15 protein-coding genes and 9 pseudogenes are annotated in these 25,483 nt (G+C 68.4%); 12 read left to right on the top strand and 12 right to left on the bottom strand.

Translation table 11 applies throughout. The features are described 5' to 3' along the window. Nucleotides 1-44: 44 nt before the first annotated feature. The 3 genes and pseudogenes from tolQ to tolA all read left to right on the top strand — a co-directional run bounded on the left by tolQ (nucleotide 45) and on the right by tolA (nucleotide 2,105). Nucleotides 45-744: pseudogene (tolQ, locus tag ACFJI0_RS07715) on the top strand (protein TolQ). Between the two features lies 1 nt (nucleotide 745). Further along, complete coding sequence (locus tag ACFJI0_RS07710) at nucleotides 746-1,189, top strand: biopolymer transporter ExbD (RefSeq protein WP_291112118.1); 444 nt, start codon at nucleotides 746-748, stop codon at nucleotides 1,187-1,189. A gap of 16 nt (nucleotides 1,190-1,205) precedes the next feature. Then, nucleotides 1,206-2,105, top strand: a complete 900-nt coding sequence (tolA, locus tag ACFJI0_RS07705; protein WP_382324073.1) for a cell envelope integrity protein TolA — start codon at nucleotides 1,206-1,208, stop codon at nucleotides 2,103-2,105. A gap of 187 nt (nucleotides 2,106-2,292) precedes the next feature. On the opposite strand, the pseudogene dnaE reads toward tolA, so the two are convergent. The 5 genes and pseudogenes from dnaE to ACFJI0_RS07680 all read right to left on the bottom strand — a co-directional run bounded on the left by dnaE (nucleotide 2,293) and on the right by ACFJI0_RS07680 (nucleotide 8,531). Next, a pseudogene (gene dnaE, locus ACFJI0_RS07700) lies at nucleotides 2,293-5,864 on the bottom strand (DNA polymerase III subunit alpha). Nucleotides 5,865-5,873: 9 nt separating this feature from the next. Then, a complete protein-coding gene (locus tag ACFJI0_RS07695) occupies nucleotides 5,874-6,614 on the bottom strand; it encodes a DUF599 domain-containing protein (protein WP_382324071.1) in 741 nt (246 codons plus the stop codon). Between the two features lie 172 nt (nucleotides 6,615-6,786). Continuing rightward, nucleotides 6,787-7,314 (bottom strand): annotated as a pseudogene (locus ACFJI0_RS07690) (flavodoxin family protein); the annotation flags it as partial. A 59-nt stretch (nucleotides 7,315-7,373) separates the two neighbouring features. Continuing rightward, complete coding sequence (locus ACFJI0_RS07685) at nucleotides 7,374-7,784, bottom strand: DoxX family protein (protein WP_382324069.1); 411 nt, start codon at nucleotides 7,782-7,784, stop codon at nucleotides 7,374-7,376. Nucleotides 7,785-7,829: 45 nt separating this feature from the next. Then, complete coding sequence (locus ACFJI0_RS07680) at nucleotides 7,830-8,531, bottom strand: pirin family protein (RefSeq protein ID WP_382158905.1); 702 nt, start codon at nucleotides 8,529-8,531, stop codon at nucleotides 7,830-7,832. Nucleotides 8,532-8,745: 214 nt separating this feature from the next. Between ACFJI0_RS07680 and ACFJI0_RS07675 the strand changes: the two are divergent. The 7 genes and pseudogenes from ACFJI0_RS07675 to ACFJI0_RS07645 all read left to right on the top strand — a co-directional run. After that, nucleotides 8,746-8,817: pseudogene (locus ACFJI0_RS07675) on the top strand (hypothetical protein); the annotation flags it as partial. Between the two features lie 130 nt (nucleotides 8,818-8,947). After that, nucleotides 8,948-9,616 (top strand): LysR substrate-binding domain-containing protein, encoded by a 669-nt coding sequence (locus ACFJI0_RS07670; RefSeq protein WP_382325564.1) that lies wholly within the window; start codon nucleotides 8,948-8,950, stop codon nucleotides 9,614-9,616. A 23-nt stretch (nucleotides 9,617-9,639) separates the two neighbouring features. Continuing rightward, nucleotides 9,640-9,945 (top strand): annotated as a pseudogene (locus tag ACFJI0_RS07665) (FAD-dependent oxidoreductase); the annotation flags it as partial. A gap of 157 nt (nucleotides 9,946-10,102) precedes the next feature. Continuing rightward, nucleotides 10,103-10,831: an NAD(P)/FAD-dependent oxidoreductase gene (locus ACFJI0_RS07660; RefSeq protein ID WP_382325562.1), complete on the top strand. Its 729-nt coding sequence runs from the start codon at nucleotides 10,103-10,105 to the stop codon at nucleotides 10,829-10,831. A gap of 20 nt (nucleotides 10,832-10,851) precedes the next feature. Then, nucleotides 10,852-11,733 (top strand): tRNA glutamyl-Q(34) synthetase GluQRS, encoded by an 882-nt coding sequence (gene gluQRS, locus ACFJI0_RS07655; protein WP_382325561.1) that lies wholly within the window; start codon nucleotides 10,852-10,854, stop codon nucleotides 11,731-11,733. Nucleotides 11,734-11,764: 31 nt separating this feature from the next. Continuing rightward, entirely contained in the window at nucleotides 11,765-12,493 is a 729-nt protein-coding gene (gene trmB / locus ACFJI0_RS07650; protein WP_382324067.1) for a tRNA (guanosine(46)-N7)-methyltransferase TrmB, read from the top strand. A gap of 12 nt (nucleotides 12,494-12,505) precedes the next feature. Then, entirely contained in the window at nucleotides 12,506-13,459 is a 954-nt protein-coding gene (locus ACFJI0_RS07645) for a pseudouridine synthase (protein ID WP_382324065.1), read from the top strand. Between the two features lie 326 nt (nucleotides 13,460-13,785). Here ACFJI0_RS07645 and ACFJI0_RS07640 read toward each other — a convergent pair. From ACFJI0_RS07640 to alaS, 3 genes and pseudogenes are all read right to left on the bottom strand, one after another. Continuing rightward, nucleotides 13,786-14,265, bottom strand: a pseudogene (locus tag ACFJI0_RS07640) (transglutaminase family protein); the annotation flags it as partial. A gap of 351 nt (nucleotides 14,266-14,616) precedes the next feature. Beyond that, on the bottom strand, nucleotides 14,617-15,144 hold the full coding sequence (locus tag ACFJI0_RS07635) for a TlpA disulfide reductase family protein (RefSeq protein WP_382324063.1): 528 nt from the start codon (nucleotides 15,142-15,144) through the stop codon (nucleotides 14,617-14,619). Beyond that, a pseudogene (alaS, locus tag ACFJI0_RS07630) lies at nucleotides 15,141-17,763 on the bottom strand (alanine--tRNA ligase). The gene ACFJI0_RS07635 and the pseudogene alaS overlap by 4 nt, the downstream one beginning before the upstream one ends. A gap of 267 nt (nucleotides 17,764-18,030) precedes the next feature. Between alaS and ACFJI0_RS07625 the strand changes: the two are divergent. Next, nucleotides 18,031-19,523 (top strand): annotated as a pseudogene (locus tag ACFJI0_RS07625) (NAD-dependent succinate-semialdehyde dehydrogenase). 25 nt (nucleotides 19,524-19,548) lie between these two features. Next, complete coding sequence (locus ACFJI0_RS07620) at nucleotides 19,549-21,156, top strand: gamma-glutamyltransferase family protein (RefSeq protein WP_382324061.1); 1,608 nt, start codon at nucleotides 19,549-19,551, stop codon at nucleotides 21,154-21,156. A 129-nt stretch (nucleotides 21,157-21,285) separates the two neighbouring features. On the opposite strand, the pseudogene ACFJI0_RS07615 reads toward ACFJI0_RS07620, so the two are convergent. The 4 genes and pseudogenes from ACFJI0_RS07615 to ACFJI0_RS07600 all read right to left on the bottom strand — a co-directional run. Continuing rightward, a pseudogene (locus tag ACFJI0_RS07615) lies at nucleotides 21,286-22,005 on the bottom strand (tripartite tricarboxylate transporter substrate-binding protein); the annotation flags it as partial. 219 nt (nucleotides 22,006-22,224) lie between these two features. Next, nucleotides 22,225-22,884 carry a 4-carboxy-4-hydroxy-2-oxoadipate aldolase/oxaloacetate decarboxylase gene (locus ACFJI0_RS07610; protein WP_382324059.1) on the bottom strand — a complete coding sequence of 220 codons (660 nt, stop codon included), beginning with the start codon at nucleotides 22,882-22,884 and terminating at the stop codon, nucleotides 22,225-22,227. Next, nucleotides 22,884-23,540 (bottom strand): RraA family protein, encoded by a 657-nt coding sequence (locus tag ACFJI0_RS07605; RefSeq protein WP_382324058.1) that lies wholly within the window; start codon nucleotides 23,538-23,540, stop codon nucleotides 22,884-22,886. Before ACFJI0_RS07605 ends, ACFJI0_RS07610 begins: the two co-directional genes overlap by 1 nt. Beyond that, nucleotides 23,537-25,465, bottom strand: coding sequence for a Rieske 2Fe-2S domain-containing protein (locus ACFJI0_RS07600; RefSeq protein ID WP_382324056.1), 1,929 nt, complete (start codon nucleotides 25,463-25,465; stop codon nucleotides 23,537-23,539). Before ACFJI0_RS07600 ends, ACFJI0_RS07605 begins: the two co-directional genes overlap by 4 nt. Nucleotides 25,466-25,483 lie beyond the last annotated feature (18 nt).

The raw sequence follows: 25,483 nt of genomic DNA, 5'->3' as shown, positions 1-25,483 counted from the left end.
CCGCCTACCGAAACTTTTTTCCCACCTACCGCATCCGAACACCCATGACCCAAGATCTCTCCATCGTTCAATTGATGCTCAACGCGAGCTGGGTGGTCCAGGCCGTCGTGGCGCTGCTGGTGGTGGTTTCCGTGGTGAGCTGGGCCGCCATCTTCCGCAAGGTGTTCGCCCTGAGGCGCGTGCGCAGCTACAACGAAGACTTCGAACGCGAATTCTGGTCGGGCACCAACCTCAACGACCTGTATGCCTCCGCCGCCCAGAACGCCAAGCACGGCGGCCCGATGGAACGCATCTTCGCCAGCGGCATGCGCGAGTACCAGAAGCTGCGCGAGCGCCGCATCACCGACAGCGGCGCCCTGCTCGACGGCGCGCGGCGCGCCATGCGGGCCAGCTTCCAGCGCGAGCTCGATGCCCTGGAAACCAACCTCTCCTTCCTCGGCTCGGTCGGCTCGGTCTCGCCCTATGTGGGCCTGTTCGGCACCGTCTGGGGCATCATGCACGCCTTCACCGGCCTGGCCGCGCTGGCCCAGGTGACCCTGGCCACGGTGGCCCCCGGCATCGCCGAAGCCCTGGTGCGCCACCGCCATCGGCCTGTTCGCCGCCATCCCGGCGGTGGTGTTCTACAACCGCTTCTCGCACGACATCGACCGCGTGGCCAACGCCATGGAGACCTTCATGGAAGAGTTCTCCAACATCCTGCAGCGCAACCTCGGCGTGCACACCCAGACGCCGTCGGGACACTGACATGCCAGCCGTCTCCTCCCGCGGCCGGGGCCGCCGCACCATCAACGAGATCAACATGGTGCCCTTCATCGACGTGATGCTGGTGCTGCTGATCATCTTCATGGTCACCGCGCCGCTGATCACGCCGAGCCAGATCGCCCTGCCCAGCGTGGGCCAGGCGGGGCGCCAGCCCGACCGCTTCGTGGCCGTGGTGATCGACAAGGACGAGCAGATCAAGGTGCGCGAAGGCTCCTCCAGCGCCGAACCGCAACCGGTCTCCATGGGCCAATTGGTCGCGCGCGTGCAGCAGCTGCAGGCCAGCCGGGGCAGCCCGCCCGAAGGCGGCGTGCCGGTGGTGATCAGCGCCGACAAGAACGTCAAGTACGAAGCCGTTGTTCGCGTGATGGATACCTTGCAGCGCGCGGGCATTGCGCGCGTCGGCCTCTCCGTGCAAACCTCGCGCTGAGCCCCGTCCACGCCCCATGCAATCGACTGCCGACCACCTCGACCTCGCCCCGCCCCAGAATGGGCGCTGGCTCGGCCCCATGGGGCTGGCCCTGGTTGCCCATGGCCTGCTCGTGATCGCCCTGACCCTGGGCGTGCAGTGGCAGAACGACGGCGAACCGGTCACCGTGGAGGCCGAACTCTGGTCCCGCACCCCGCAGCAGGCCGCGCCGCGCGCGGTGGAACCGCCGCCACCCCCGCCCGCGCCCACCCCGGCGCCCACGCCGGCACCGGCCCCGAAACCGGCACCCGCGCCCACCCCCGCACCGCCGCCCCCGGGCCCGACCCAGGCCGAGATCGCCACCGCGCAGGCCAAGAAGAAGGCCGAGGCGGAAAAGAAGGAGCGAGAGGAAGAGGCGAAGAAAGTCGCCGCCGCGAAGGCCGCGGAAAAGGCGGCCGCCGAGAAAAAGGCCGCAGCGGACAAAGCCGCCGCCGAGAAGGAGCGCCAGCAGAAACTGGCGGCCGAGAAGCGCGAACAGGAACGCAAGGAAGCCGCCGAGGAAAAACGCCTGGCGCAGATCCGCGAAGACCAGATCAAACGCATGATGGGCCAGGCCGGCGCCAGCGGCGGGCCGCAGAGCACCGGCACGGCCCAGCAGTCCAGCGGTCCGACACCGGGCTACGCCGGGCGCGTGGCCGCGCGCATCAAGCCCAACGTGGTGTTCACCGACGTGGCACCGGGCAACCCGCGCGCCGAGGTCGAGGTTCGCACCTCGCCCGATGGCAGCATTGTCTCGCGCCGGCTCGTCAAGAGCAGCGGCAACCCGGAGTGGGACGAGGCGGTGCTGCGCGCGATCGACCGCACCGCGACCCTGCCCAAGGACACCAACGGCACCGTGCCGTCGCCGCTGGTGATCGGGCTTCGACCCCTGGACTAAGCCCCCCTGCGCCGCTGCGCGGCTTCCCCCAAGCGGACAGCGCCTACGGCCCGGCAAAGCCGGTTCCGTAGCACTCCTGGATCAAGCACGCTCGCCGGAGAGGTTTCCAGAAACGCCGAGGAACCGGCTTTGCCGGGCCTCAGGCGTTGTCCCCCTTCAGGGGGAAGCCGCACAGCGGCGCAGGGGGTCAATCGAAGACTATCTCGGCCCGCTGCTCGTGGGCCTGCGCCATCCAGCTCGCCAGCGCGGCGTCCGTGGGGAAGAACAGCGCCCGGTCGTCCAGCTGCAGCTCGCACTGCGCGCCCTCGCGCAGCAAGGCCAGCCGCACCGGCAGGCCGCGCACCAGCTCGCCCTGCTCGGTGATCTCACGCTTGGGTGGGAACTCGCGCACCAGCTCGGCGATCGATGGCGCCGTGCCGTTCACCGCCACGCGCAAATACTTGCCGAAACGGCAGCGCGCCGCCGCCAGGTCCCAGATCTGCTGGATCTTCAGCCGCACACCGCCTGAGAAACGGTCGGGCTGCGCCACCGCCTGCACGATGATGAGCTCGTCGTCCTTGAGCAGGTTGCGATGTTGGTTGATGAGGTTCTCGTCCGCGCTGGTCTCGAACACCCCGGTCTTGTCGTCCAGCTTGAACAGCGCGAGCTTGCCTCGCTGGCCGTTGATCACGCGGAAGTCGGTCACGATGCCGGCGAGGATCACCGGGTCGCGGCTCTCCACCACATCCCCCAGCGGCGTGCGCGCGAAGCGGCGCACCTCGCGCTGCACCTCGTCGAACAGGTGGCCCGAGAAGTAGAAGCCCATCGCGGTCTTCTCCAGCGTGAGCCGCTCCTTCACGCCCCAGGGCATGGTGGCCACGAGGTCGGGCTCCTGCTTGCTCGAACCGTGGTCGTCGTCGCCCATCATGTCGAACAGCCCGCCCTGGTTGGCGTTGGCCAGGGTGGCGGCGGCGAACTCGAAGGCGCGGTCCACCGAGGCCAGCATCTCGGCGCGGTTGAGGTTCAGCGAATCGAAGGCACCGGCCTTGATCAGCGCTTCCACCGTGCGTTTGTTCAGGCGCGTGCGGTCCACGCGCACGCAGAAGTCGAAGAGGCTCTTGAACGGACCCTTCTCGTCGCCGCGTGGGCCTTCGCCCCGGCCTTCACGGGCCGCCACGATGGCCTCGATCGCCTGTTGGCCCGTGCCCTTGATGGCGCCCAGGCCGTAGCGGATGGACTTGTTGGTGATCGGCTCGAAGCGGTGGAAGCCCCGGTTCACGTCCGGCGCTTCGAAAGCGATGCCCATCTTCTGCGCGTCTTCGAACAGCACCTTGAGCTTGTCGGTGTCGTCCATTTCCACCGTCATGTTGGCGCAGAAGAACTCGGCGGTGTAGTGCACCTTGAGCCAACCAGTGTGGTATGCGAGCAGCGAGTAGGCGGCGGCGTGCGACTTGTTGAAGCCGTAGCCCGCGAACTTCTCCATCAGGTCGAAGACCTCGTCGGCCTTGTCCTGGGGGATGTTGTGCGTGGCAAGCGCACCGGCGCGGAACTTCTCGCGGTGCTCGGCCATCTCCTCGGCCTTCTTCTTGCCCATGGCGCGGCGCAACAGGTCGGCACCGCCGAGTGAGTAGCCGCCCAGGATCTGCGCGGTCTGCATCACCTGTTCCTGGTAGACCATGATCCCGTAGGTCTCGGACAGCATCTCCGCCACCGCCGGGTGCGGGTACTCCACCTCCTCGCGCCCATGCTTGCGGTTCACGAAGCTGGGAATCAGGTCCATCGGGCCCGGGCGGTACAGCGCGTTGAGCGCGATCAGGTCTTCCAGGCGCGAGGGCTTGGCGTCCTTCAGCATGCCCTGCATGCCGCGGCTTTCAAACTGGAACACGGCTTCGGTCTGACCGCGCGAGAACAGCGCGTACACGCGCGCGTCGTTCAGCGGCACGTCCTCGAAACGGAAGTTCTCCTGCCCCGGGTGGCGCTTCATGATGAGCTCGCGCGCGATCTCCAGGATGGTCAGCGTCGCGCAGTCCCAAGAAGTCGAACTTCACCAGGCCGATGGCCTCCACGTCGTCCTTGTCGTACTGGCTCACCGCCGATTCGCTGCCGGGCTGCGCGTACAGCGGGCAGAAGTCGGTGAGCTTGCCCGGTGCGATGAGCACGCCCCCGGCGTGCATGCCGATGTTGCGCGTCATGCCTTCGAGCTTCTGCGCCAGCTCGATCAGGGTCTTGACGTCGTCTTCCTTCTGGATGCGATCGGCCAGCACCGGCTCCATCTCGATCGCGTAGTTGTTCTTGTCGCCTTCCTTCTTCTGCGCCGGCGGGTACTGCAGCGTGACCGACATGCCCGGCTTGTTCGGGATCAGCTTGGAGATGCCGTCGCAGAAGCCGTAGGAGAAGTCGAGCACGCGGCCCACGTCGCGGATGGCCGCGCGCGCGGCCAGCGTGCCGAAGGTGGCGATCTGGCTCACCGCTTCCTTGCCGTACTTGTCCTTCACGTAGTCGATCACGCGATCGCGGTTGGTCTGGCAGAAGTCGATGTCGAAGTCGGGCATGGACACCCGCTCCGGGTTCAGGAAGCGCTCGAACAGCAGGTTGTATTGCAGCGGGTCGAGGTCGGTGATCTTCAGCGCGTAGGCCACCAGCGAGCCGGCGCCCGAGCCCCGGCCCGGTCCCACCGGGCAGCCGTTGTTCTTGGCCCAGTTGATGAAGTCGCCCACGATCAGGAAGTAGCCCGGGAACCCCATGTTCAGGATGGTGTTGATCTCGAACTCGAGGCGCTCCACGTAGCGCGGGCGCTCGGCGTCGCGCTTGGCAGTTTCGGGGTACAGGTGCGCCAGGCGCTCTTCCAGGCCTTCGAACGACGACTGCCGGAAGAAATCGGCCATCGGCATCGGCACGCCATCGATCAGCGGTGTGGGGAAGTTGGGCAGCTGCGGCTTGCCCAGCACGAGCGTGAGGTTGCAGCGTTTGGCGATCTCCACCGAGTTCGCCAGCGCGGACGGGATGTCGGCGAACAGCGCCTGCATCTGCGCCGTGCTCTTGAAATACTGCTCGCGCGTGAAGCGGCGCACGCGCCGGTTGTTGCCCAGGATCTCGCCCTCGGCGATGCAGACGCGGGCCTCGTGCGCCTCGTAGTCGTCGGGCTCGAGAAACTGCACCGGGTGCGTTGCGCACCACCGGCAGGTGCAGGCGCGCGGCCAGTTGCACGGCCTGCGCCACGTGGCGTTCATCGTCCACGCGCCCGGCGCGCTGCAGCTCGATGTAGAAACGGTGCGTGAAGATGCTGGAGAGCTGCAGCGCCACGTCGGCCGCGCGCTGCGCATCGCCCTGCATCAGCGCCTGGCCCACCGGGCCGGCCTGCGCGCCCGAGATCAGGATCAGGCCCGCATTGCATTCCTGCAGCCAGTCGCGCTGCACCAGCGCCTGGCCCCGGCCGTCGTTGCGCGTCCAGGCGCGGGCGAGCAGCTCGCTCAGGTTCAGGTAGCCCTGTTTGTCCTGCACCAGCAGCAGCGCACGCGGTACCGGCGCCTGCTGGCTGCCCGGCATGGCACCGGGCGTTTCTTCGGTGAAGCCCTGCAGCAGCACCTCGGCGCCGATGATGGGCTTGACGCCCGCGCCACGGGCTTCCTTGTAGAACTTGACGGCGCCGAACAGGTTGCTGAGATCGGTGATGGCCAGCGCGGGCTGGCCGTCGGCGGCGGCCGCGGCCACCACGTCATCGATGCGGTTGGTGCCGTCGACGACGGAGAATTCGGTGTGCAGGCGCAGATGAGTGAACATCGGGCCATTTTAGAAGGCGCGGGGCCTTCTTCCTCTCAAGCGGGCGGTGGCATTTCGTCCTTGAGGATGCTCAGCACCTCGGAGCGGAACTCCCGGCTGTAAAGAATCCGCCACCACGGCCAGCGTGGCGACCACCATCGCCACCGGAGAGATGAACCAGGCCAGCGCAGCGAACGAAAAGTAATAAGCGCGCAGGCCGTCGTTGAAGGTGTCGGCCGCGGCGCCCACCATGGCTGCGGCGCGGTCCGCGAAGGCCCGGCGGTCGTGCTTGCCGGCCTCGAAGTCCTCGGCCGGCGGCATGGCGCCGATCACCAGCGCCACGAAGGTGTACTGCCGCATGCACCAGGAAAAGCGGAAAAACGCGTAGACGAAGATCGCCACCATCACCAGGATCTTGAACTCGAAGACGATCAGCGAGGTGGTCTGGGCGAACGGGATCTCGCTCATCAACTCCGTCGCCTTGTCGGTCGTGCCGAGCAAGGCGAACAGACCACCGATGACCAGGATGGAGGTGGATGAGAAAAACGTCGGCGTGGCCGACAAGGCCTGGGTGATGAGGCCGTCGAGCATGCGCGGGTCGCGCGCCGTGGTCTGCGTCATCCAGTAGCCGCGGTAGCGGTTGGTGGTGTGGAGCAGCGAACCCATCTTGCGGCCCCATTCGCGGGCGAACCAGGCGTAGCCGACCCACAGGGCCAGAAAGCAGACCAGGGCCAGCCAGTCGGCCCAGGGGATGATGCTGAGGAACTTCATGGAGCTGGATGGTACGCCCCCACTGCGCCGCTGACGCGCCGTCCCCCCTCGGCGTGCCGTCGGCGCTGGGAGGGGGAACGGCATCTCGGGCCGGCGGAGCCGGGCCCTGGATGCCTCTGGACCGCGGCACGCTCGCCGGATCGCTCAGCCCGTGAATCGCGCCGCCACGCTGCGCCACGCGCTCGCCGAAAAGGCGCGCGGTCTCCAGGTCGCCCGGCAGCATGTCCTGCGCACCGGCATCGGACGGCGACTGGGCGATCGCGCCGCTGTAGCTCACGAGGTAGTTCACGTCGTTGCGCTGGGCGCCCTTGGTGTTGCTGGGCATCAGGCCCTGGCTGACCCAGATCATGCCGTGCTGCATGGCCAGGGTGAACATCGTGTTCAGCGTGGCGAGCTTGTCGCCGTTCATGCCGGCGCTGTTGGTGAAGCCGGCGGCGATCTTGTCCTTCCATTTCTGGGCGAACCAGGGCTTGCTGGAGGCGTCCGCGAACTTCTTGAACTGCCAGCTCACGCTGCCCATGTAGGTGGGCGAGCCCATGATGATGGCATCGGCCGCATCGAGGGTGTCCCAGCCGCCGTCGGGCAGGTTGCCGTCGGCGTCGATGGCGAGCAGTTCGGCGTCGGCGCCCTGGGCGACCGCTTGCGCCATGCGCTGGGTGTGACCGTAACCGGAGTGGTAGACCACGACAACTTTGGACATCTTGTGTTCCTGAAAAAAAAGCGGCGCCCAGGCGCCGCGAAGGAGAAACCCAATGAAGCTCAGGCGGCCGGGCGGCGCGCGTCGAGGCTGAAGGCACCGGCGCCGAAGGCGGCGAAGGCGAGCAGGCCACCGGTGATGGCGATGTTCTTGAAGAACAACAGCTGCTGCATCATCTGCTGCTCGGCCGGCACGGCCCAGTAGGCGTGGAAGAAGAAGCTGGCCACCAGCGTGAACACGGCCAGGGCAATGGCGGCAACGCGGGTGCGGTAGCCGATCAGCAGCGCCAGGCCACCGAACAGCTCGATCACCAGGGCGATCGCCACGCCCACTTGCGGCGCAGGCAGGCCCATGGCCGTGGCGTAGCCGACCGTGCCGGCAAAGCCGGCGATCTTGCCAAAGCCTGCCGGCACGAAAAGGATCGCCAGCAGGATGCGGCCGATCAGGGCCAGGGGGTTTTGCAGAGCGTTCATGGTGAGTCCTTGAAAAAATGGAAGTTGAAAGGATGGAAAAAACGTTCAGGGAGCAAGATCGAACACAAGCACCTCGGCATCATCGCCGTTCGAGAGCTGCAGGCGGCTTTCGCCGGCCAGCACGGCAGCGTCCCCCGCCTTGAGGTGTTGGCCGTTCACGTCGAGCGCGCCACGCACCAGGTGCACATAGGCCTTGCGGGCCGGGTCGAGCGCCAGCTCGGCGGCTTCCTGGCCATCGAGCAGGCCGGCGTACATGGCCGCGTCGGCATGAATGGTCACCGAGCCCTCGGCCCCGTCGGGGGATGCCACCAGACGAAGTTGACCACGCTTCTCGGCCTCGGCAAACCCCTTCTGCTCATAGCCCGGCTCGATGCCCGTCACATTGGGCTCGATCCAGATCTGCAGGAAATGCGTGGTGGCGTCGGGTGCGTGGTTGAACTCGCTGTGGCGCACGCCGCTGCCCGCGCTCATGCGCTGCACGTCGCCGGGCGGAATGCCCTTGACGTTGCCCATGCTGTCCTTGTGTGCCAGGTTGCCCTGCAGCACGTAGCTGATGATTTCCATGTCGCGGTGGCCGTGCGTGCCGAAACCGGTGCCCGGGGCAATGCGGTCTTCGTTGATCACGCGCAGGTTGCCCCAGCCCATCCAGGCAGGGTCGAAGTACTCGGCGAAGGAGAACGAGTGGTGGCTCTTGAGCCAGCCGTGGTCGGCATAGCCGCGGGCATCGGAGCGTCGAATCTGAAGCATGGTGTATTCCTTTCCATCTTCCGTGGGGCCGGCCCGAATGGCTGGCATGGGGTGAATTCTGAGCGGACCAGCCCCCTTTGTGACTGCACGGTTTTGATGGCATCATTCAAATCATTTGAACGATCAGAGTCACCGCCATCGCACTTCCAGCCCCCGGGCCGCCCTCTCTCCTGAAAACCTCGGCCTGCTCGATGCCGTCGCCCGCCTGGGTAGCATGGCGGCCGCCGCGCGCGAACTCGGCATGGTGCCCAGCGCCCTGACCTACCGCATCCGCCAGATCGAGGACGCGCTGGACGTGCTGCTGTTCGACCGCAGCGCGCGCCGCGCCGTGCTCACCCCCGCCGGGGCCGAGCTGCTGCGTTCCGGGCAATACCTGCTGAGCGAACTCGACGCCGTGGCCCAGCGCGTCAAGCGCGCTGCGCACGGGTTGGGAACCGCAACTCACCATCGCCGCCGACGCCATCATCGCGCGCGCCACCCTGTTCGAGCTCTGCGAGGCCTTCTATGCCGAAGGCGCGCCCACCCGGCTCAAGCTGCGGGCCGAAACGCTCTCGGGCACGGTGGAAGCCTTGCAGAGCGGCCAGGCCGACCTCGCCCTGGGCGTGCCCAGCGAGATGGCGCTCACCGAGTTCCAGTCCGCGCCCATGGGCACGCTGAGCTTCGTCTACGCGGTCGCACCGCACCACGCCCTGGCCGCCGCCACCCACAGCCTGTGCGACGAGGAACTGCGCGAACACCGCGCCGTGGCCGTGGCCGACAGCACGCAGCGCGGGCGCGGTGTCACGCACAACCTGCTGCCGGGGCAAGATGTGCTCACCGTGCCGACCATGCAGCACAAGCTCGAAGCGCAGTTGCGCGGCCTCGGTGGGGGTTTCCTGCCGCTGTCCCTCGCACAGCCTTTCATCAACGCCGGGCGGCTGGTGGTGAAAACCGTGCAGCGGCCCAACCGCACGCTGCGCGTCTCGTATGCCTGGCGCCAGCCCCGCAGCTCGGGCGACACCGGCCGCGCGCTGCGGTGGTGGCTGGACCGCCTGCAGCATCCCAAGACGCGCGGCGCGCTGCTGAACAACCACCATCAGATCTGATCCATGGGAAAGCGGCGCGAACGATGAAGCAACTGATACAGTCAGCCACACACCCATCACCCAACGCGCCAAGAGACATGACGAACACCAGAAGCCCACGCGCAGCCCCAGCCACGAAGAACACCCGCTCCAAGGCCCGCGGCGCGGCGGCCACGCCTCTGCACTTCGCCGTGGTCGGCGGTGGCATGGCGGGCGTGGTGTGCGCGCGCACGCTGGTGCAGGCGGGTCACCGCGTCACCCTGCTCGAGAGAAGCCGTGAGTTCGGTGGCCGCATCGCCAACGCGGCGCACCGAGTTCGGCGGTTTCGACCACGGTGCCCAGTACTTCACCGTGCGCGACGCGCGTTTCGAGACCGCGCTGCGCAGCAACGCCACCGCCGTCGTGCGCCCCTGGAGCGCCAGCACCGTGCGCGTGCTCGACGAACTCGGCCGCGTGCTGGCCAGCGCGCCGCCCCCCACCGAACCGCATTTCGTGGCCTCGCCCGGCATGAGCGCCCTGGTCAACCTCTGGGCGCAGCCCCTGGCGCATCCCGAGCTGCACGGCGGCCTGCTGGCCCGCACGCTGCTGGACACCTGCGTGACCCGCATCGAGCGCGATGCGCTGCATCCCGAACAATGGCAGCTGCGCGCCGAAGACGCCCAGGGCGGCCAGCAGGTGCTGGGCGGCTTCGACCGCGTGGTCCTCGCCATGCCGCACCCGCAGATCCACGACCTGCTGCTGGCCTCCGGCCTCGCGCCCGAGTTGCGCAAGGCACTCACCCCCGTGCACGTGGCGCCCTGCTGGACGCTGATGGTCGCCTACCCCCAGGCCATGCAGCCCGGCCTGCCGCACCTCGGCCCGCAGTGGAACGCCGCGCGCAGCACGCACCACCGCATCAGCTGGCTGGCGCGCGAATCCAGCAAGCCCGGGCGCGACCCCATCGAGCGCTGGACCGTGCAGGCCAGCCCCGCCTGGTCCACCAAGCACCTGGAAGACGACGCCGAGCGCGCCAAGGCCAAGCTGCTCAAGGGCTTTGCCGAAATCACCGGCATCCGCGCCACGCCCACCCATGCCGTGGCGCACCGCTGGCGCTTTGCCCAGACGCAGACGCCGCTGGGCCAGAGCCACCTGCTCGACAAGGCACTGGGCATCGGCGCCTGCGGCGACTGGTGCCTGGGCCACCGCGTCGAAGACGCCTTCGTCTCCGGCCTGGAAATGGCGCTCGCCATCGCCTGAGTCTTCCGCGTCTGCGGGCCATGGCGGCCATGTACAGAGGACGTTTCGCCCCTTCGCCCACCGGCCCGCTGCATGCGGGCTCGCTGGTCGCCGCACTCGCCAGCTGGTTGGATGCGCGCGCCCACGGCGGCGTCTGGCTGGTGCGCATGGAAGACGTGGACACGCCACGCTGCGTGCCCGGTGCCGACGGCACCATCCTGAGGCAGCTTGAAACCTGCGGCCTGGTCAGCGACGAGCCCGTGCTCTGGCAATCGCAGCGCGGCGCCCATTACCAGCAGGCGCTGGACCGGCTGGTGGCCGCGGGCCGCGCCTACCCGTGCGCCTGCTCGCGCAAGGACATCGAGGCCGCGCTGCAGGCCCAGGGTGTGGTGCGCGAGCGCCACCACAGCGCCGTCTACCCCGGCACCTGCCGGCCCGAGCGTGGCGGCCTGCGCGGCAAGCCCGCCAGAGCCTGGCGATTCGCCGTGCAGCCCCTGCGCAGCGAAGTGCGCTGGACCGATCGCCAGCTCGGCCCGCAGGCGCAGGACGTGCGCCCCGAGGTGGGCGACTTCGTGCTCAAGCGCGCCGACGGCCTCTGGGCCTACCAGCTCGCCGTGGTGGTGGACGACGCAGCGCAAGGCATCACCCACGTGGTGCGTGGCGAAGATCTGGTCGACAATACGGCGCGCCAGATCCTGCTGCAACAGGCACTGGACCTGCCCACGCCGGCCTACCGACACACCCCGCTGGTGCTCGGTGACCACGGTGAAAAGCTCAGCAAACAGAACGGCGCACAGGCCCTGGACCTGAGCGATCCCCCCGCCGCGCTGATGCAGGCCGCCCAAGTGCTCGGCCTGCCCACGCCAGCGCGCGACACGGTGACCAACCTGCTGGCGGCGTGGACGAAGGCCTGGCCCGCCTAAAATCCACCCCTTCCCCGACCGACCGCTCCCGATGACCGATCCCCGCCACGCCCAACCGCGCCCAGCCCCCGCCGACACCACCTTCATGCGGGAGGTGAAGAGTTATGTGCTGCGCGCGGGCCGCATGGGCCCGGGCCAGGCTCGAGCCTTCGAACAGCATGGTCCCCGCTTCCTGCTGAACTACGCCCCCGGCGCGTTCGACGCGGCTGCGGCTTTCGGGCGCGCCGCGCCGCTCATCATGGAGATCGGCTTCGGCATGGGCGGCGCCACCGCCCACATCGCCGCCGTGCGCCCGCAGGACAACTTCCTCTGCTGCGAAGTGCACGAGCCCGGCGTGGGCGCCCTGCTCAAGCTCGTGGGTGAGCAAGGCCTGGAGAACATCCGCATCTTCCGCCACGACGCGGTGGAGGTGCTGGACCACATGCTGGGCGAAGCCAGCCTCGATGGCGTGCACATTTTCTTCCCCGATCCCTGGCACAAGAGCCGCCACCACAAGCGCCGCCTGATCCAGGGCCCGTTCGTGAACCGCCTCGCGCGCCACCTCAAGCCAGGCGGCTACCTGCACCTCGCCACCGACTGGGAACCCTACGCCCAGCAGATGCTGGAGGTGCTCCAGGCCGAGCCCCTGCTGAGCAACACCGCCGAAGCGGGTGGCGACGGCTTCGTGCCCAAGCCCGACTACCGGCCGCTCACCAAGTTCGAGAACCGCGGGCTCAAGCTCGGCCACGGCGTCTGGGACCTGGTGTTCCGCCGGGTCTGACGCGCGGCCACCATGGGCCGCCCGCCGAAGAACCCCGCGATTCCCTCGCGCCACGGCGTGTCGGCCAGTTGCATCGCCCTGCCCTACGACAAGGCCGCGCCCTGGCCGAAACTGATCGACTTCCTGGCCGAGCGCCTGAGCGCCGTGAGCCGCGAGGCCTGGGGCCAGCGGCTCGCGCGCGGCGAGGTGCTTGACGACGCGGGCCAGGCCCTGCCACCCGATGCGGCTTTCACGCCGGGGGTGCGGGTCTACTACTACCGCGAACTCGACCACGAACCCGTGGTGCCGTTCGAGGAAACCGTGCTGCACCTGGACGAGCACCTGCTGGTGGCGGACAAACCGCATTTCCTGCCGGTGACACCCGGTGGGCGCTACGTGCAGCAAAGCCTGCTGGTGCGGCTGAAGAACCGGCTGGGCATCGACACGCTGAGCCCCATCCACCGCATCGACCGCGAGACAGCGGGCCTGGTGGTGTTCAGCCTGCGCCCGCAGGACCGCGACGCCTACCAGTCGCTGTTCCGCGACCGCGCGGTGCACAAGGTGTACGAAGCGCTCGCCCCCTCCGGCGATGCGTCCCAGGCCTGGCCCGTGGTGCGGCGCAGCCGCATCGAGGAAGCGCACGACGCCTTCTTCCGCATGAACGAGGCCGAAGGCGAGCCCAACAGCGAGACGCGCATCGAGCGGCTGGAGATGCACGGCCCGTGGGCGCGCTACCGCCTGGAGCCCGTCACCGGCAAGCGGCACCAGCTGCGCGTGCACATGAACGCGCTGGGCCGACCCATCGTGGGCGATCAGTTCTACCCGAGTGTGCAGCGCGGGCCACACGAAGCCGAGGATTTCTCGAACCCGCTGCGCCTGCTGGCCCGAGCCATCGCCTTCACCGACCCCGTGACAGGCGAAGCACGGGCCTTTTCCAGCCAGCAATCGCTGAGCTGGCCCGAGCCGCAGGAAACGGTCAGGCCTTGATCTCGCGCGCCGTGATCTGGTACTTGAAGTCGTCCGGCGCGTAGGAATCCAGACGCTGGCCGCCGGTCTCGCCCACGGGGTACATGAAGAAGCCCAGCTGCGGGCCCTGTGCCTGCGGCAGCTTCACGTCGTGCGCCATGTTCCAGGCCATCCAGTTGCCCTCCCAGCCGCCGAACAGCGCGCGGTTCACCGGCGTGACCACCGGGTGCTGCGTGGTCTTGATCCACTCGGGCGTCTCCAGGCGCATGACCTTGGCCGACATCGGCCGGGTCCATCGCCACCCAGCCGTGGCCGGCCAGGTGCACCTCGGCGCGGCAGTGCTGCGCGCCCTTGAGGCTGGCGGAATTGCCGCTGAGCTCCTTGTAGCCGAAGGCCGAGGGCGCCAGGCGGATGCCGTACACGTCGCGCGCCGGCAGGCCGGCCGAGCGGCACAGGCCGACGAAGATGGCGTTGAGGTCGGCGCACTTGCCGCCCAGGTTGCCGGTCTCCAGCATGGTCTTGATGTCGCCTTCGCCGCAGCCGCGCACCTTGGGCTCGCGGTAGGTGTTCGCCACCACCCAGTCGTAGATCTGGCGCGCCTTCTGCGCGTCGGTGCGCGCACCGCGCGTGGCCTTGAGCGCGGTCTCGCGCACGATGCCGTCGGTGGGCAGCAGGGCCGTGGGCTGGGTCCAGAAGCGCAGGCTGGCGGCGTCTTCGGTGCTGGCCGTTTTCTGCGAAAGATCCGCCGCGCGGTTGCGCGTCTGCACGCGGCTGGTGAGTTCCACGTAAGGCGTGCCACCACCTTCGGCGAACGTCACGTGCAGCATGCGGGCACCGTAGTGCCGCTCTTCGGTCAGCTGCGCGGTGCCGTTGGTGCGGAAGTCGCTGGTGAAGGACTTCTGCCAGTCGCTCTCGACCGAGGGCAGCGGCAACCAGACCTGGGAAGCGCCCCGGGGCAACTCGATGTCCACCCGGGTGGTCACATCGAAGGTGCGCCAGGCGCCGGGCTGGGGGTTGAACTCGCGCGGTGGTGCCGGGTTGGCCTGGGCCAGGGCCCCTGTGGCATGGAACAGCGGTGATGCGGCGGCCACGGAGGTGGCGGCGCGCTGCAGGAAGCGGCGGCGATCGGGGGTCATGAAGGGCACTCCGGAAGGGGGGACAGGAATTATGGGACGGGGTCAGAGCATGAGCAAACGATCCACCCAGCCCAGCGCCTCGCGGCCGCTCCAGTCGACCTCGCCCCGCACGCGCTGGCGCGCGCGGCCCTGGCGATCGATCAGCACCGTGGTCGGAAACACCCGCACGCCCCAGGCGCGCGCGTGTTCACCCAGCGGGTCCAGCCACACCGGCAGGCTCAGCTGGGTCTGCTCCACGAAACGCAGGGCGCGTTGCGGCGGCTCCTTGAAGTTGAGCGCGATCACCGCCAGGCGGTCCTCGCCAATCAGCGGGGGCAGGTCCTGCAGCATGGGCATTTCGGTGCGGCAGGGCTCGCACCAGCTGGCCCAGAAGTTGAGCAGCACGGCGCGGCCTTTGAAATCGGCGAGCTTCACGGCCCGGCCTTGCAGGTCCAGGGTCGTCAGCGCCGGCGTGGGCATGCCGCGCGGCCAGTCGCTCAGTTCGAAAGCCGGCTGTGCGCCGACCGCCACCGGCCCCAGGGCCACGGCCAGCCCGCTGGCCAGGACCTGCCGGCGGCTCAGCGTGCTCACACGCGCTCGGCCACCCAGCCCTGCACCGACTGCAGCGCCTTGCGCAGACCGCTCGCGTCGGTGCCGCCGGCCATGGCGATGTCGGGCTTGCCGCCGCCTTTGCCGCCCACCTGCTGGGCCACGAAGTTCACCAGCTCGCCGGCCTTGACCTTGCCCATGCTGTCGGCGGTGACACCGGCGGCCAGTTGCACCTTGGCGCCGTCCACGGCGGCCAGCACGATGGCGGCGGTCTTGAGCTTGTCCTTGAGCTTGTCCAGCGTGTCGCGCAGGGTCTTGGCGTCGGCGCCGTTGAGCACGGCGGCCAGCACCTTGATGCCCTTGACGTCCACCGCCTGCGCCACCAGCTCGTCGCCCTGGCTCGAAGCCAGCTTGCCCTTGAGCGCGGCCACTTCCTTCTCCAGCGCCTTGACCTGCTCCAGCGTCTGGCCGATGCGCGCGTTCAGCTCGACCGTGGGCGCCTTGAGCACGCCCGCCGCCTGCGCCACCGTGTCTTCCAGCGACTGCAGGTAGGCCAGCGCGTTCGTGCCGGTGATGGCTTCGATGCGGCGCACGCCCGCGGCCACGCCGCTTTCGCCCACCACCTTGAAGAGGCCAATGTCGCCCGTGCGCTGCACGTGCGTGCCGCCGCAGAGCTCGCGGCTGCTGCCGATGTCGAGCACGCGCACGGTCTCGCCGTACTTCTCGCCGAACAGCATCATCGCGCCGGTCTTCTGCGCCGACTCGATGTCCATCAGGCGCGCCTGCGTGGCGTGGTTGTCGAGGATCTCGGCGTTCACCTTGGCCTCGATCTGGCGGATCTGCGCGTCCGTGACGGGCGCGTTGTGCGCGAAGTCGAAGCGCGTGCGCTCGGCGTTCACCAGCGAGCCCTTCTGCTGCACGTGCTCACCCAGCACCTCGCGCAAGGCCTTGTGCATCAGGTGGGTGGCGCTGTGGTTGCGCACGGTGGCGGCGCGCAGCGCGGTGTTCACCTGGGCGTTCACGTGGTCGCCCACGTTGAGCGTGCCCTGCTCCACGCTGCCGTGGTGGCCGAACACGTCGGCCTTGATCTTCTGCGTATCGCCCACGGCGAAACGCGCCGAGCCACTGGTGATGACGCCCTCGTCGCCGACCTGGCCACCGCTCTCGGCGTAGAACGGCGTGTTGTCCAGCACCACCACACCGGTCTGGCCGGCGTTCAGCGCGGCGACCGGCGTGCCTTCGAAGTAGAGCGCGACGATCTTGCCGGGCGCTTCCAGCTGTTCGTAGCCCACGAACTGGTTGCCCGCGCCGGTGTAGTCCAGCGCCTTGTCCATCTTGAACTTGCCGGCCGCGCGACCTGCGGCCTTCTGCTTTTCCATCGCGGCGTGGAAACCCGCCTCGTCCACCGACAGGCCGCGCTCGCGGCAGACGTCGGCCGACAGGTCGAGCGGGAAGCCGTAGGTGTCGTGCAGCTTGAAGGCCACGTCGCCCGGCAGCACCTTCTCGCCGCCGGCCAGCGCCGCGTCGAGGATTTCCATGCCGTTGGCCAGCGTTTCGTAGAAGCGCTCTTCCTCGGCCTTGAGCACCTCGGTGATGCGCTGCTCCTGGCGCGCCAGGTTCGGGTAGGCCGCGCCCATCAGCTTCACCAGGTCGGGCACCAGCTTGTGGAAGAACGGCGTCTTCTGGCCCAGCTTGTAGCCGTGGCGGATGGCGCGGCGCACGATGCGGCGCTGCACATAGCCCCGGCCTTCGTTGCTGGGGATCACGCCGTCGCTCACCAGGAAGGCGGTGGCGCGGATGTGGTCGGCGATCACCTTGAGCGAGGGGTTGTCCAGGTCGCTGATGTGCGTCTCGCGCGCGGCGGCCTTGATGAGCGCGTCGAAGATGTCGATCTCGTAGTTGCTGTGCACGTGCTGCAGGATCGCGGCCAGGCGTTCCAGGCCCATGCCGGTGTCCACGCAGGGGGCGGGCAGCGGCGTGACGGCGCCAGTCTCGTCCATGTTGAACTGCATGAACACGTTGTTCCAGATCTCGATGAAGCGGTCGCCGTCTTCATCGGGACTGCCCGGAGGGCCGCCGGGGATCTCGGGGCCGTGGTCGTAGAAGATCTCGCTGCACGGACCGCAAGGGCCGGTGTCGGCCATCATCCAGAAGTTGTCGGACTTGTAGCGGCCGCCCTTGTTGTCGCCGATGCGGATCACGCGCTCGGGCGGCAGGCCGATCTCTTTCGTCCAGATGTCGTAGGCCTCGTCGTCCTCTTCGTACACCGTGCGCCAGCAGGCGCTCCTTGGGCAACTGGTAGACCTCGGTCAGCAGCTCCCAGGCCCATTTCAGGCTCTCGCGCTTGAAGTAGTCGCCGAACGACCAGTTGCCCAGCATCTCGAAGAAGGTGTGGTGGCGCGCGGTGTAGCCCACGTTCTCCAGGTCGTTGTGCTTGCCGCCGGCGCGCAGGCAGGCCTGCACCGAGGCCGCGCGCACATAGGGGCGCTTGTCGGTGCCGAGGAACACGTCCTTGAACTGCACCATGCCGGAGTTGGTGAACATGAGCGTCGGGTCGTTGCCGGGCACCAGGGGGCTGGACGCGACCACGGTGTGGCCCTTGGAAGCGAAAAAGTCCAGGAAGCTCTTGCGGATGTCGGCAACGGAGGCGGGGCGGGTCATGTTGGCCTTGTGGGTGGTCGTCGTTGAATGCGGGGCAGCGCTCGCGCGCGCGGAACCCGCTATTTTCCAACATGCGGGCCGACCCCGGCGCGCGGGCGGCGAAATCGGGTGGATCGGCCCGCCGCGTCGCGGGCGGCACCGCCCCGGAAAAGACCGGGGGCTATGCTGGAACGCCTTTCGGCGGCACAATCGGCGGCGATTAATTTAACAAGTTAAATAAATCCCGATCACCCCTTCCCGCGCACCGCACCGACGGAGACAACACCCATGGACATGAAGACCTCCCCCCTGGCCCTGCTCAAGGACCCGAGCCTGCTCAAGACCGACGCCCTGATCAACGGCCAGTGGGTTGCCGGCAACCGCCGTTTCGACGTGCACGACCCGGCCACCGGCCACAAGCTGGCCGACGTCGGCGAACCTGGGCCCCGCAGATGCCGAAGCCGCGATCGCCGCCGCCAACGCCGCCTGGCCGGCCTGGAAGGCCAAGACCGCCAAGGAACGCAGCCACATCCTGCGCAAGTGGTACGACCTGCTGATGGCGAACCAGGACGACCTGGGCACCCTCATGACCGCCGAACAGGGCAAGCCCCTGGCCGAGGCCAAGGGCGAGGTGGCCTATGGTGCGAGCTTCGTGGAATGGTTCGCCGAGGAGGCCAAGCGCGTCAACGGCGAAACCCTGCCCACCTTCGACAACAACCGCCGCCTGATGGTGCTCAAGCAGCCCATCGGCGTGTGCGCGGCCATCACGCCCTGGAACTTCCCGCTGGCCATGATCACGCGCAAGGTGGCGCCCGCGCTGGCCGCCGGCTGCCCCGTGATCATCAAGCCGGCCGAACTCACGCCGCTGACCGCGCTGGCCGCGGCCGAACTGGCCATCCGCGCCGGCATCCCGGCCGGGGTGTTCAACATCCTCACCGCCGACGCCGAACAGTCCATCGCCGTGGGCAAGGTGCTGTGCGCGAGCGACGTGGTGCGCCACATCAGCTTCACCGGCTCCACCGAGGTCGGCCGCATCCTCATGGCGCAGTGCGCGCCCACGGTCAAGAAGATGTCGCTCGAACTGGGTGGCAACGCGCCCTTCATCGTGTTCGACGACGCCGACATCGACAGCGCGGTGGAAGGCGCCTTCGCCAGCAAGTACCGCAACGCCGGCCAGACCTGCGTCTGCACCAACCGCTTCTACGTGCAGGCCGGCGTCTACGACGCCTTCGTGGCCAGAGTTCGCCGCCAAGGTGAAGACCGCCAAGGTCGGCAACGGCTTTGGCGAGGGCGTGAGCCAGGGCCCGCTGATCGAGGAAGCGGCTCTCGTGAAGGTGCAGCGCCACGTGGACGATGCCGTGGCCAAGGGTGGGCGCGTGGTGGCCGGTGGCCAGCGCCTCGCCAGCCTGGGCAGCGGCCAGTTCTTCGAACCCACCGTGGTGGCCGACGCGACGGCCGACATGCTGTGCGCGAAGGAGGAAACCTTCGGCCCCTTCGCGCCGGTGTTCAGGTTCCACACCGAGCAGGAAGCCATCGACGCGGCCAACGCCACCGAGTTCGGCCTGGCGAGCTACTTCTACAGCCGCGACGTCGGCCGCATCTTCCGCGTGAGCGAGGCGCTGGAGTACGGCATGGTCGGCATCAACGTCGGCATCCTGGCCACCGAACACGTGCCCTTCGGCGGCGTGAAGCAGTCCGGCCTGGGCCGAGAGGGCTCGCACCACGGCATGGACGACTACGTGGAAATCAAGTACCTCTGCGTCGGCGATATCCTCAAGTGATTCCCACCTGAGAGACCCCCACCCCATGCAGTTCGACTGGAGCCACCCCTACCCCACCATCCGCAGCCCGCTCATGGCGCGCAACGTGGTCGCCACCTCGCAGCCCCTGGCCGCGCAGGCCGGTCTGCGCATGCTGCTCAAGGGCGGCAACGCGGTGGACGCCGCGATCGCGGCCGCCGCCGCCCTCACCGTGGTGGAGCCCATCTCCAACGGCCTGGGCAGCGACAACTTCGCGATCGTCTGGGACGGTCAGCAACTGCACGGCATGAACTCCTCGGGCGTGGCGCCCGCGGGCTGGAGCAAGGCCTATTTCGAGAACAAGCACAACGGCCAGATCCCGCTGCGCGGCTTCGATGCCGTGACCGTGCCCGGCGCGGTGGCCGGCTGGGCCGCCTTGTCCGAGCGCTTCGGCGCCCTGCCCTTCGCCGACCTGATGGCGCCGGCCATCGAGCTGGCCGAAAGCGGCTTCGCGGTGGCGCCCGTCATCGCGCACAAATGGGCCCTGGCCGTGCCTCTGCTGCAGGACAAGCCCGGTTTCGCGCAGGCCTTCATGCCCCGTGGCCGTGCGCCGCTGCCCGGTGAGCGCTTCGGCTTCGCCGAGGCTGGCCGCGCGCTGCGCCGCATCGCCGAGACGCGCGGCGAAGCCTTCTACCGGGGCGAGATCGCCGCCGCCATCGATGCCTTCGCGCGCGAACACGGCGCGCAACTGCGCGCCAGCGACCTCTCCGCGCACGAGGTGCAGTGGGTCAAGCCCATCGAGATGGCGTTCGCCGGCCACACGGTGCACGAACTGCCGCCCAACGGCCAGGGCATCGCCGCGCTCATGGCGCTGGGCATGCTCGAACAGCTCGACATCGGCCGCTACGGGCCGGACAGCATCGAAGGCCAGCACCTGCAGATCGAGGCCGTCAAGCTCGCCTTCGCCGATACCTACCGCTGGGTCGCCGACGAGCGCTTCATGACCGAGGTGCGCGCCGCCGACCTGCTGGACCCGGGCTACCTGCGCGACCGCGCCAGGCTCATCGACCCGAAACGCGCCATTCACCCCGGCGCGGGCCACCCGCCGCGCGGTGGCACGGTCTACCTCACCGCCGCCGATGCGCAAGGCCGCATGGTCAGCCTGATCCAGTCCAACTACCTGGGTTTCGGCAGCGGCGTGGTCGTGCCCGGCTGGGGCATCAGCCTGCAGAACCGGGGCCACGGCTTCACGATGCAGGATGCGCACCCCAACCAGGTCGCACCGGGCAAGCGGCCCTTCCACACCATCATCCCGGGCTTCCTCACGCGGCAGGGCCAGGGTGTGATGAGCTTTGGCGTGATGGGCGCCAACATGCAGCCGCAAGGCCATGTGCAGACGCTGGTGCGCATGCTGGTGCACGGCCAGCAGCCCCAGGCCGCGTGCGACGCACCGCGCTGGAAATGGGGCAAAGGCCTGGACGTGGATTTCGAATCCACCATGGCGCCCGCGCTGCGCGACGGCCTCAAGGCGCTGGGCCACCGCTTCGAGCCGACCGCCGACACCTACCTCGACTTCGGCAGCGGCCAGTTCATCGCGCGCCTGAGCGACGACATGGCCGACGGCTACGTGGCCGCGAGCGATGCGCGGCGCGACGGGCAGGCGGTGGGGTTCTGAGCGTCGTCCTGCGGAGGCGCCACGCGTCAGTCGGCCTTGATGCCGTTGCGCTTGACCACGTCGGTCCACATCGCGAGCTCGCTGCGGCACAGCGCCGCCAGTTGCTCGGGTGACCCCCCCCACCGGCTCCGTGCCGGCCGTGAGGAGCTGCGTCTTCACCTCCGGCATGGCGAGCACCGCGGCGACTTCCCTGTTCAGCTTCGCCAGGATGGGCTTGGGTGTGCCCGCAGGCAGAAAGAGGCCGTACCAGAGTTCGCTGTGAACGCTGGAGAGGCCGGCCTCGGCAAACGTCGGCACATCGGGAATCTCGGCGAAGCGCGATTTGCCGGTTTGCGCCATCGCCTTGAGGTGGCCGCTCTTGATCAGGCGAACGGCGTTCTCCATCGGGGCGAGCACCACCGTGACGCTGTTCTGAACCACGTCCATGATGGCGCCGGGCACGCCCTTGCTCGGGACGTGCCGCATGCTGGTGCCCAGCACCTGTTGCAGCTGGGCGGTGTAGAGGTGCAGGGTCGAGGCCTGCCCCGCCGAAGCGTAGGTGGCGTTGTCGCCCTGCGCCTTCAGATAGCTCACCAACTCCTTCAGGTTGTTCGCCGGTGTCGCGGCGTTCACCACCAGCACCAGGTTCGAGCGGGCGATCTGGATGACCGGATCGAAATTCTTGATCGGGTCGTAAGGCATCTTGCGCAGCACCGAGTTGATGATGTGCGTGGGTGGCGCCAGCATCATGGTGTACCCGTCCGGCGCGGCGGCGGCGACCGCCGCGGTGCCGATCTGTCCGCTCGCACCGGGGCGGTTCTCGACGATGACCGGCTGCCCCAGGCGTTGCGACAGCCGCTCCGACACCATGCGGGCCAGGGTGTCCGTCACGGACCCCGGGCTGTAGGGCACGACCATCTTGAGGGTCTTGGCGGGATAGTTGCCCGCTGTCTCGGCCTGGGCCATCGCCCATGGGGTGGTGGCGGCGGCCAGCAGGCCGATGACCGCGGTGCGTCGGTCGAGTCGAGGGATGTTCATGGGGTTTGTCTCCTGGTTTTACCGTCCATCTGCCTGGGCTTGCGCGGGCGCCTAACGCCATCCGTAAATCGACAAGGTACTCTCTCCTCGTTGGAGCCGCTGGACGAACTCGGCTTCTTCGGCATCGCGTTGCGCCCCCGCGTCCAGGACCGCCCCGGCCATGTAATGAGGAATGGAGACGACCCCATCGCCGTCACCGACGATCAGATCGCCAGCGTTCACGACCACGTCGCCGATCAGAACCGGGTGATTGATCCAGCCGACGGCGCCGAAATCCTTGCCCGTCCCCCGGATGCAGAGACCGCGGCTGAACGTGGGCACGCCGATCTCCCGCAGCAGATGGCCATCGCGCACGCAGCCGTCGATCACCAGGCCGGCCAGGCCTCGGGCCTTGGCCATCGTCGCCATGATCTCGCCCCAATAACCATGCTCGTGGGCACCGCCCGCGAACACCACCATCACATCGCCGGGCTGGACCCGCTCGAGCGCGCGATGCAGCCAGAGGTTGTCCCCCGGCGGGGAATGCACGGTGAGGGCCGATCCCGCGCAGCGAAACCCGGGCGCGAGCGCCTGGATCTGGGAAGGCAGGGCACCGATCTTTCGCGCGGCCTCGTGCAGCGTGGCCGACGATGCGGCCTGCGCTCGCGCGAGGACGGGCGCCGGCAGCCGGACCGCGTCCCGCGTCGTGGTGGAAGGGTCGTGCCGCTGCATCACGATGCCCTCGTCTGCAACTGGTGGTACCCATGGGCCTTGCGCGCCTCGTCCAGGCGCATGCCACCCCGCACCGCCGCGCGCACGCGCGCCTCGGCCGAGTCGATGGCTTCGGCGGTGTCCAGGACCCGTGCCTCGTGCTCCTTCGGAATGATCACGACGCCATCCGCGTCGCCTTTCACGATGTCACCCGGGCTCACACGGGCATCGCCGACATTGACGGGAACGCCCGTGGCCTCGACCTGCACACGGTCCTTGCCGGTGCGCATCCAGTGGTCCTTGGAGAAGACCGGGTAGTTCAGTTCCAGACAGAGCGCGACATCGCGGCAGATGCCGTCGATCACGGTCCCGGCGATGCCCCGCCGATGCGCAATCTCGGTCAGGATGTCGCCCCACACGGTGGCGTTGTCGCGGCCGCCGTTGTCCAGCACGATCACGCTGCCAGGGGGCACATCGTCGATGTAGTCTCCGACGGTGCCAGGTGGGCTGCCCGCAGGGCCGTACAGCAGGGTCCACGCCCGGCCGGCCATGCGAAAGGAAGGGTCTCGCGGCTTGACGCGATGGCACTGGCGGACGATGCCCAGCTTGTCGAGAGCGTCACTGAGGGCGGCCGTGTCCAGCCGGGCCGCGCGTTGCACATGGGGATCGTCGTTCATCGCTTGTTCTCCAGCATCTGTTCGTAGTCGCGATTCATCACCTGGCTGATCGGGGTTCCCCCCTGGAGGGCCTTGGCCATGCCGCCCTCGCGCCGCGCGATGGCTTCGGCGGTGTCGAGCACCTCCTCGATGCTTGCCGCCGCAATGACGACCACACCACTGCGATCGGCCACCACGTAGTCACCCGGCTGGACCGAGACATTCCCCAGCGCCACCGGCAGCTGAGTGCCCAGCTCGACGACGCGCGACCGGGCCGTCAGGCAGGTCAGGCTGCGGCTGAAGATGGGGAAACCGTAGGCGATGGCCTCGTCCACGTCCCGAAGTGGGCCATCGGCAATGACGCCCTCGACGCCGCGCACCTTGGCGCCCAGCGTGAGCAGCCCGCCCCAGCAGCCGGCCTCGACGCCGGAACGCTGCTCGACCACGATCACCTGGTCCGGCCCCGAGAGTTCGATGGCGGTGCAACCCAGATGCCGTGGCTCACCCGGGGGTGGCTGGCCTGGACCGACCTTCATCGTGACAGCGACCCCGGCGATGCGCCCCTGACCACTGCGCTGCGGGATGCCGGTGACGGCGCCCGCGCGCCCCAGCTTGTCGAGGGCGTCGGACAGCGCGCAGACGTCGATGCGCCGCAGGCGCGCCACGCATGCCTTCTGGATGGTGCTCAGCGTGTTCATAGGCCTGCCGCCTCCCGGAAAGCCTGGCGGACCGACTCGGGCTGCGCCATAGGCAAAGCGGAACCCTTCGTAGTGCTGCCGCCAGATGGGGTGCGCCAGAAGCACTTGCCTCGGAAGGCCCCGCAGCAGAAACTCGCGTTCCGCGATGGGCAGCTGAACCCGGACGTTTTTCGCCGGATCACGGATGACGCCTTTCGGATCCTCGCCCCGTTCAACCGCCGCGATGTCCTGCTCGAACCGCCGACGCAGCATCACGATGCCGCGGTCGCTGAGCCCGAGGGTCTCCTTCGTCCGGTCGGCGATGACCCCCTGGCCCACCCAGGCCACCATGTCCTGGTTGATCACGTGACTCGTCACCCAGCGCCCGGTGGCGTCGTCCTTGACCGGGCTGCGCCAGGTCGGCACCGAGGGCTGTGAATACGACTCGACCTCCTGCGGCAGGCGCGTGAAGATCCACGAGATGCTGAGCGTGTTCTCGTCGTCGATCGGCACCCGGTACTCGAAGTGGTCCCCGAGGAAGAACGCGTTGGGCCACAGGCACACCCGGCCGACGGTCCACATCGCATCGGCCTTCGTGGCCTCGCCGCGGATGCGCTTGTAGACCAGCCCGTGGTCGAACTCTTCGAAAGCGACTTCCTTGTGTTCCGCCGAGTAGGGGCCGGTCTGCCCGCTCAGGCGGGTGCTCCAGTTGTTGTGCATCCATTCGAAGTGCACGGGGTCGATGGAGTTCTCCTGGCACTGCAACCAGTTGCAGGGCACGTCGGATACCACGATCTGGACGAAACCGTTCTCGAAGCTGAAAGGCTCCCAGTCGGGCAGCTCCGGTGCGGGAGCGGGCCCCAGGTAGGCCCACAGAAGCCCGGCCTTCTCCTTCACCGGATAGCCCTGGATGCAAATCCGCCCGCGCTTCGTGATGTCGGGGTTGACGGTGTCCTCGTACGGGCGGCTCACGCACTTGCCCGAGGCATTGAAGGCCCATCCGTGGTAGCTGCAGCGAATGCCGTCGGCCTCGACGAAACCATAGGACAGGTCGGCGCGGCGGTGCGCACAGGCCCGCTCGACCAGGCCATGGTTGCCGCTCAGGTCGCGGTAGAGGACGAGGTCCTCGCCCATCAGCCGCAGCGGCTTGATGGGGTTCTCATCGAGTTCCGAGGCACCCGCGATCGGCATCCAGTGCCTTCGCAGCACCTCGCCCATGGGCGTTCCGCGGCCGACCTGCGTCAGCCTGCGGTTCTGTTCTTCATTCATTGCTTCTGTTTCCTTCTT

Origin of the sequence: Hydrogenophaga sp. UC242_53, from assembly GCF_042696965.1 — a bacterium.
In the GTDB taxonomy this organism is placed as follows: Bacteria; Pseudomonadota; Gammaproteobacteria; order Burkholderiales; family Burkholderiaceae_C; genus Hydrogenophaga.
The sequence above is the reverse complement of the archived record's forward strand: the minus strand, read 5'-3'. Positions and strand labels throughout refer to the sequence as shown.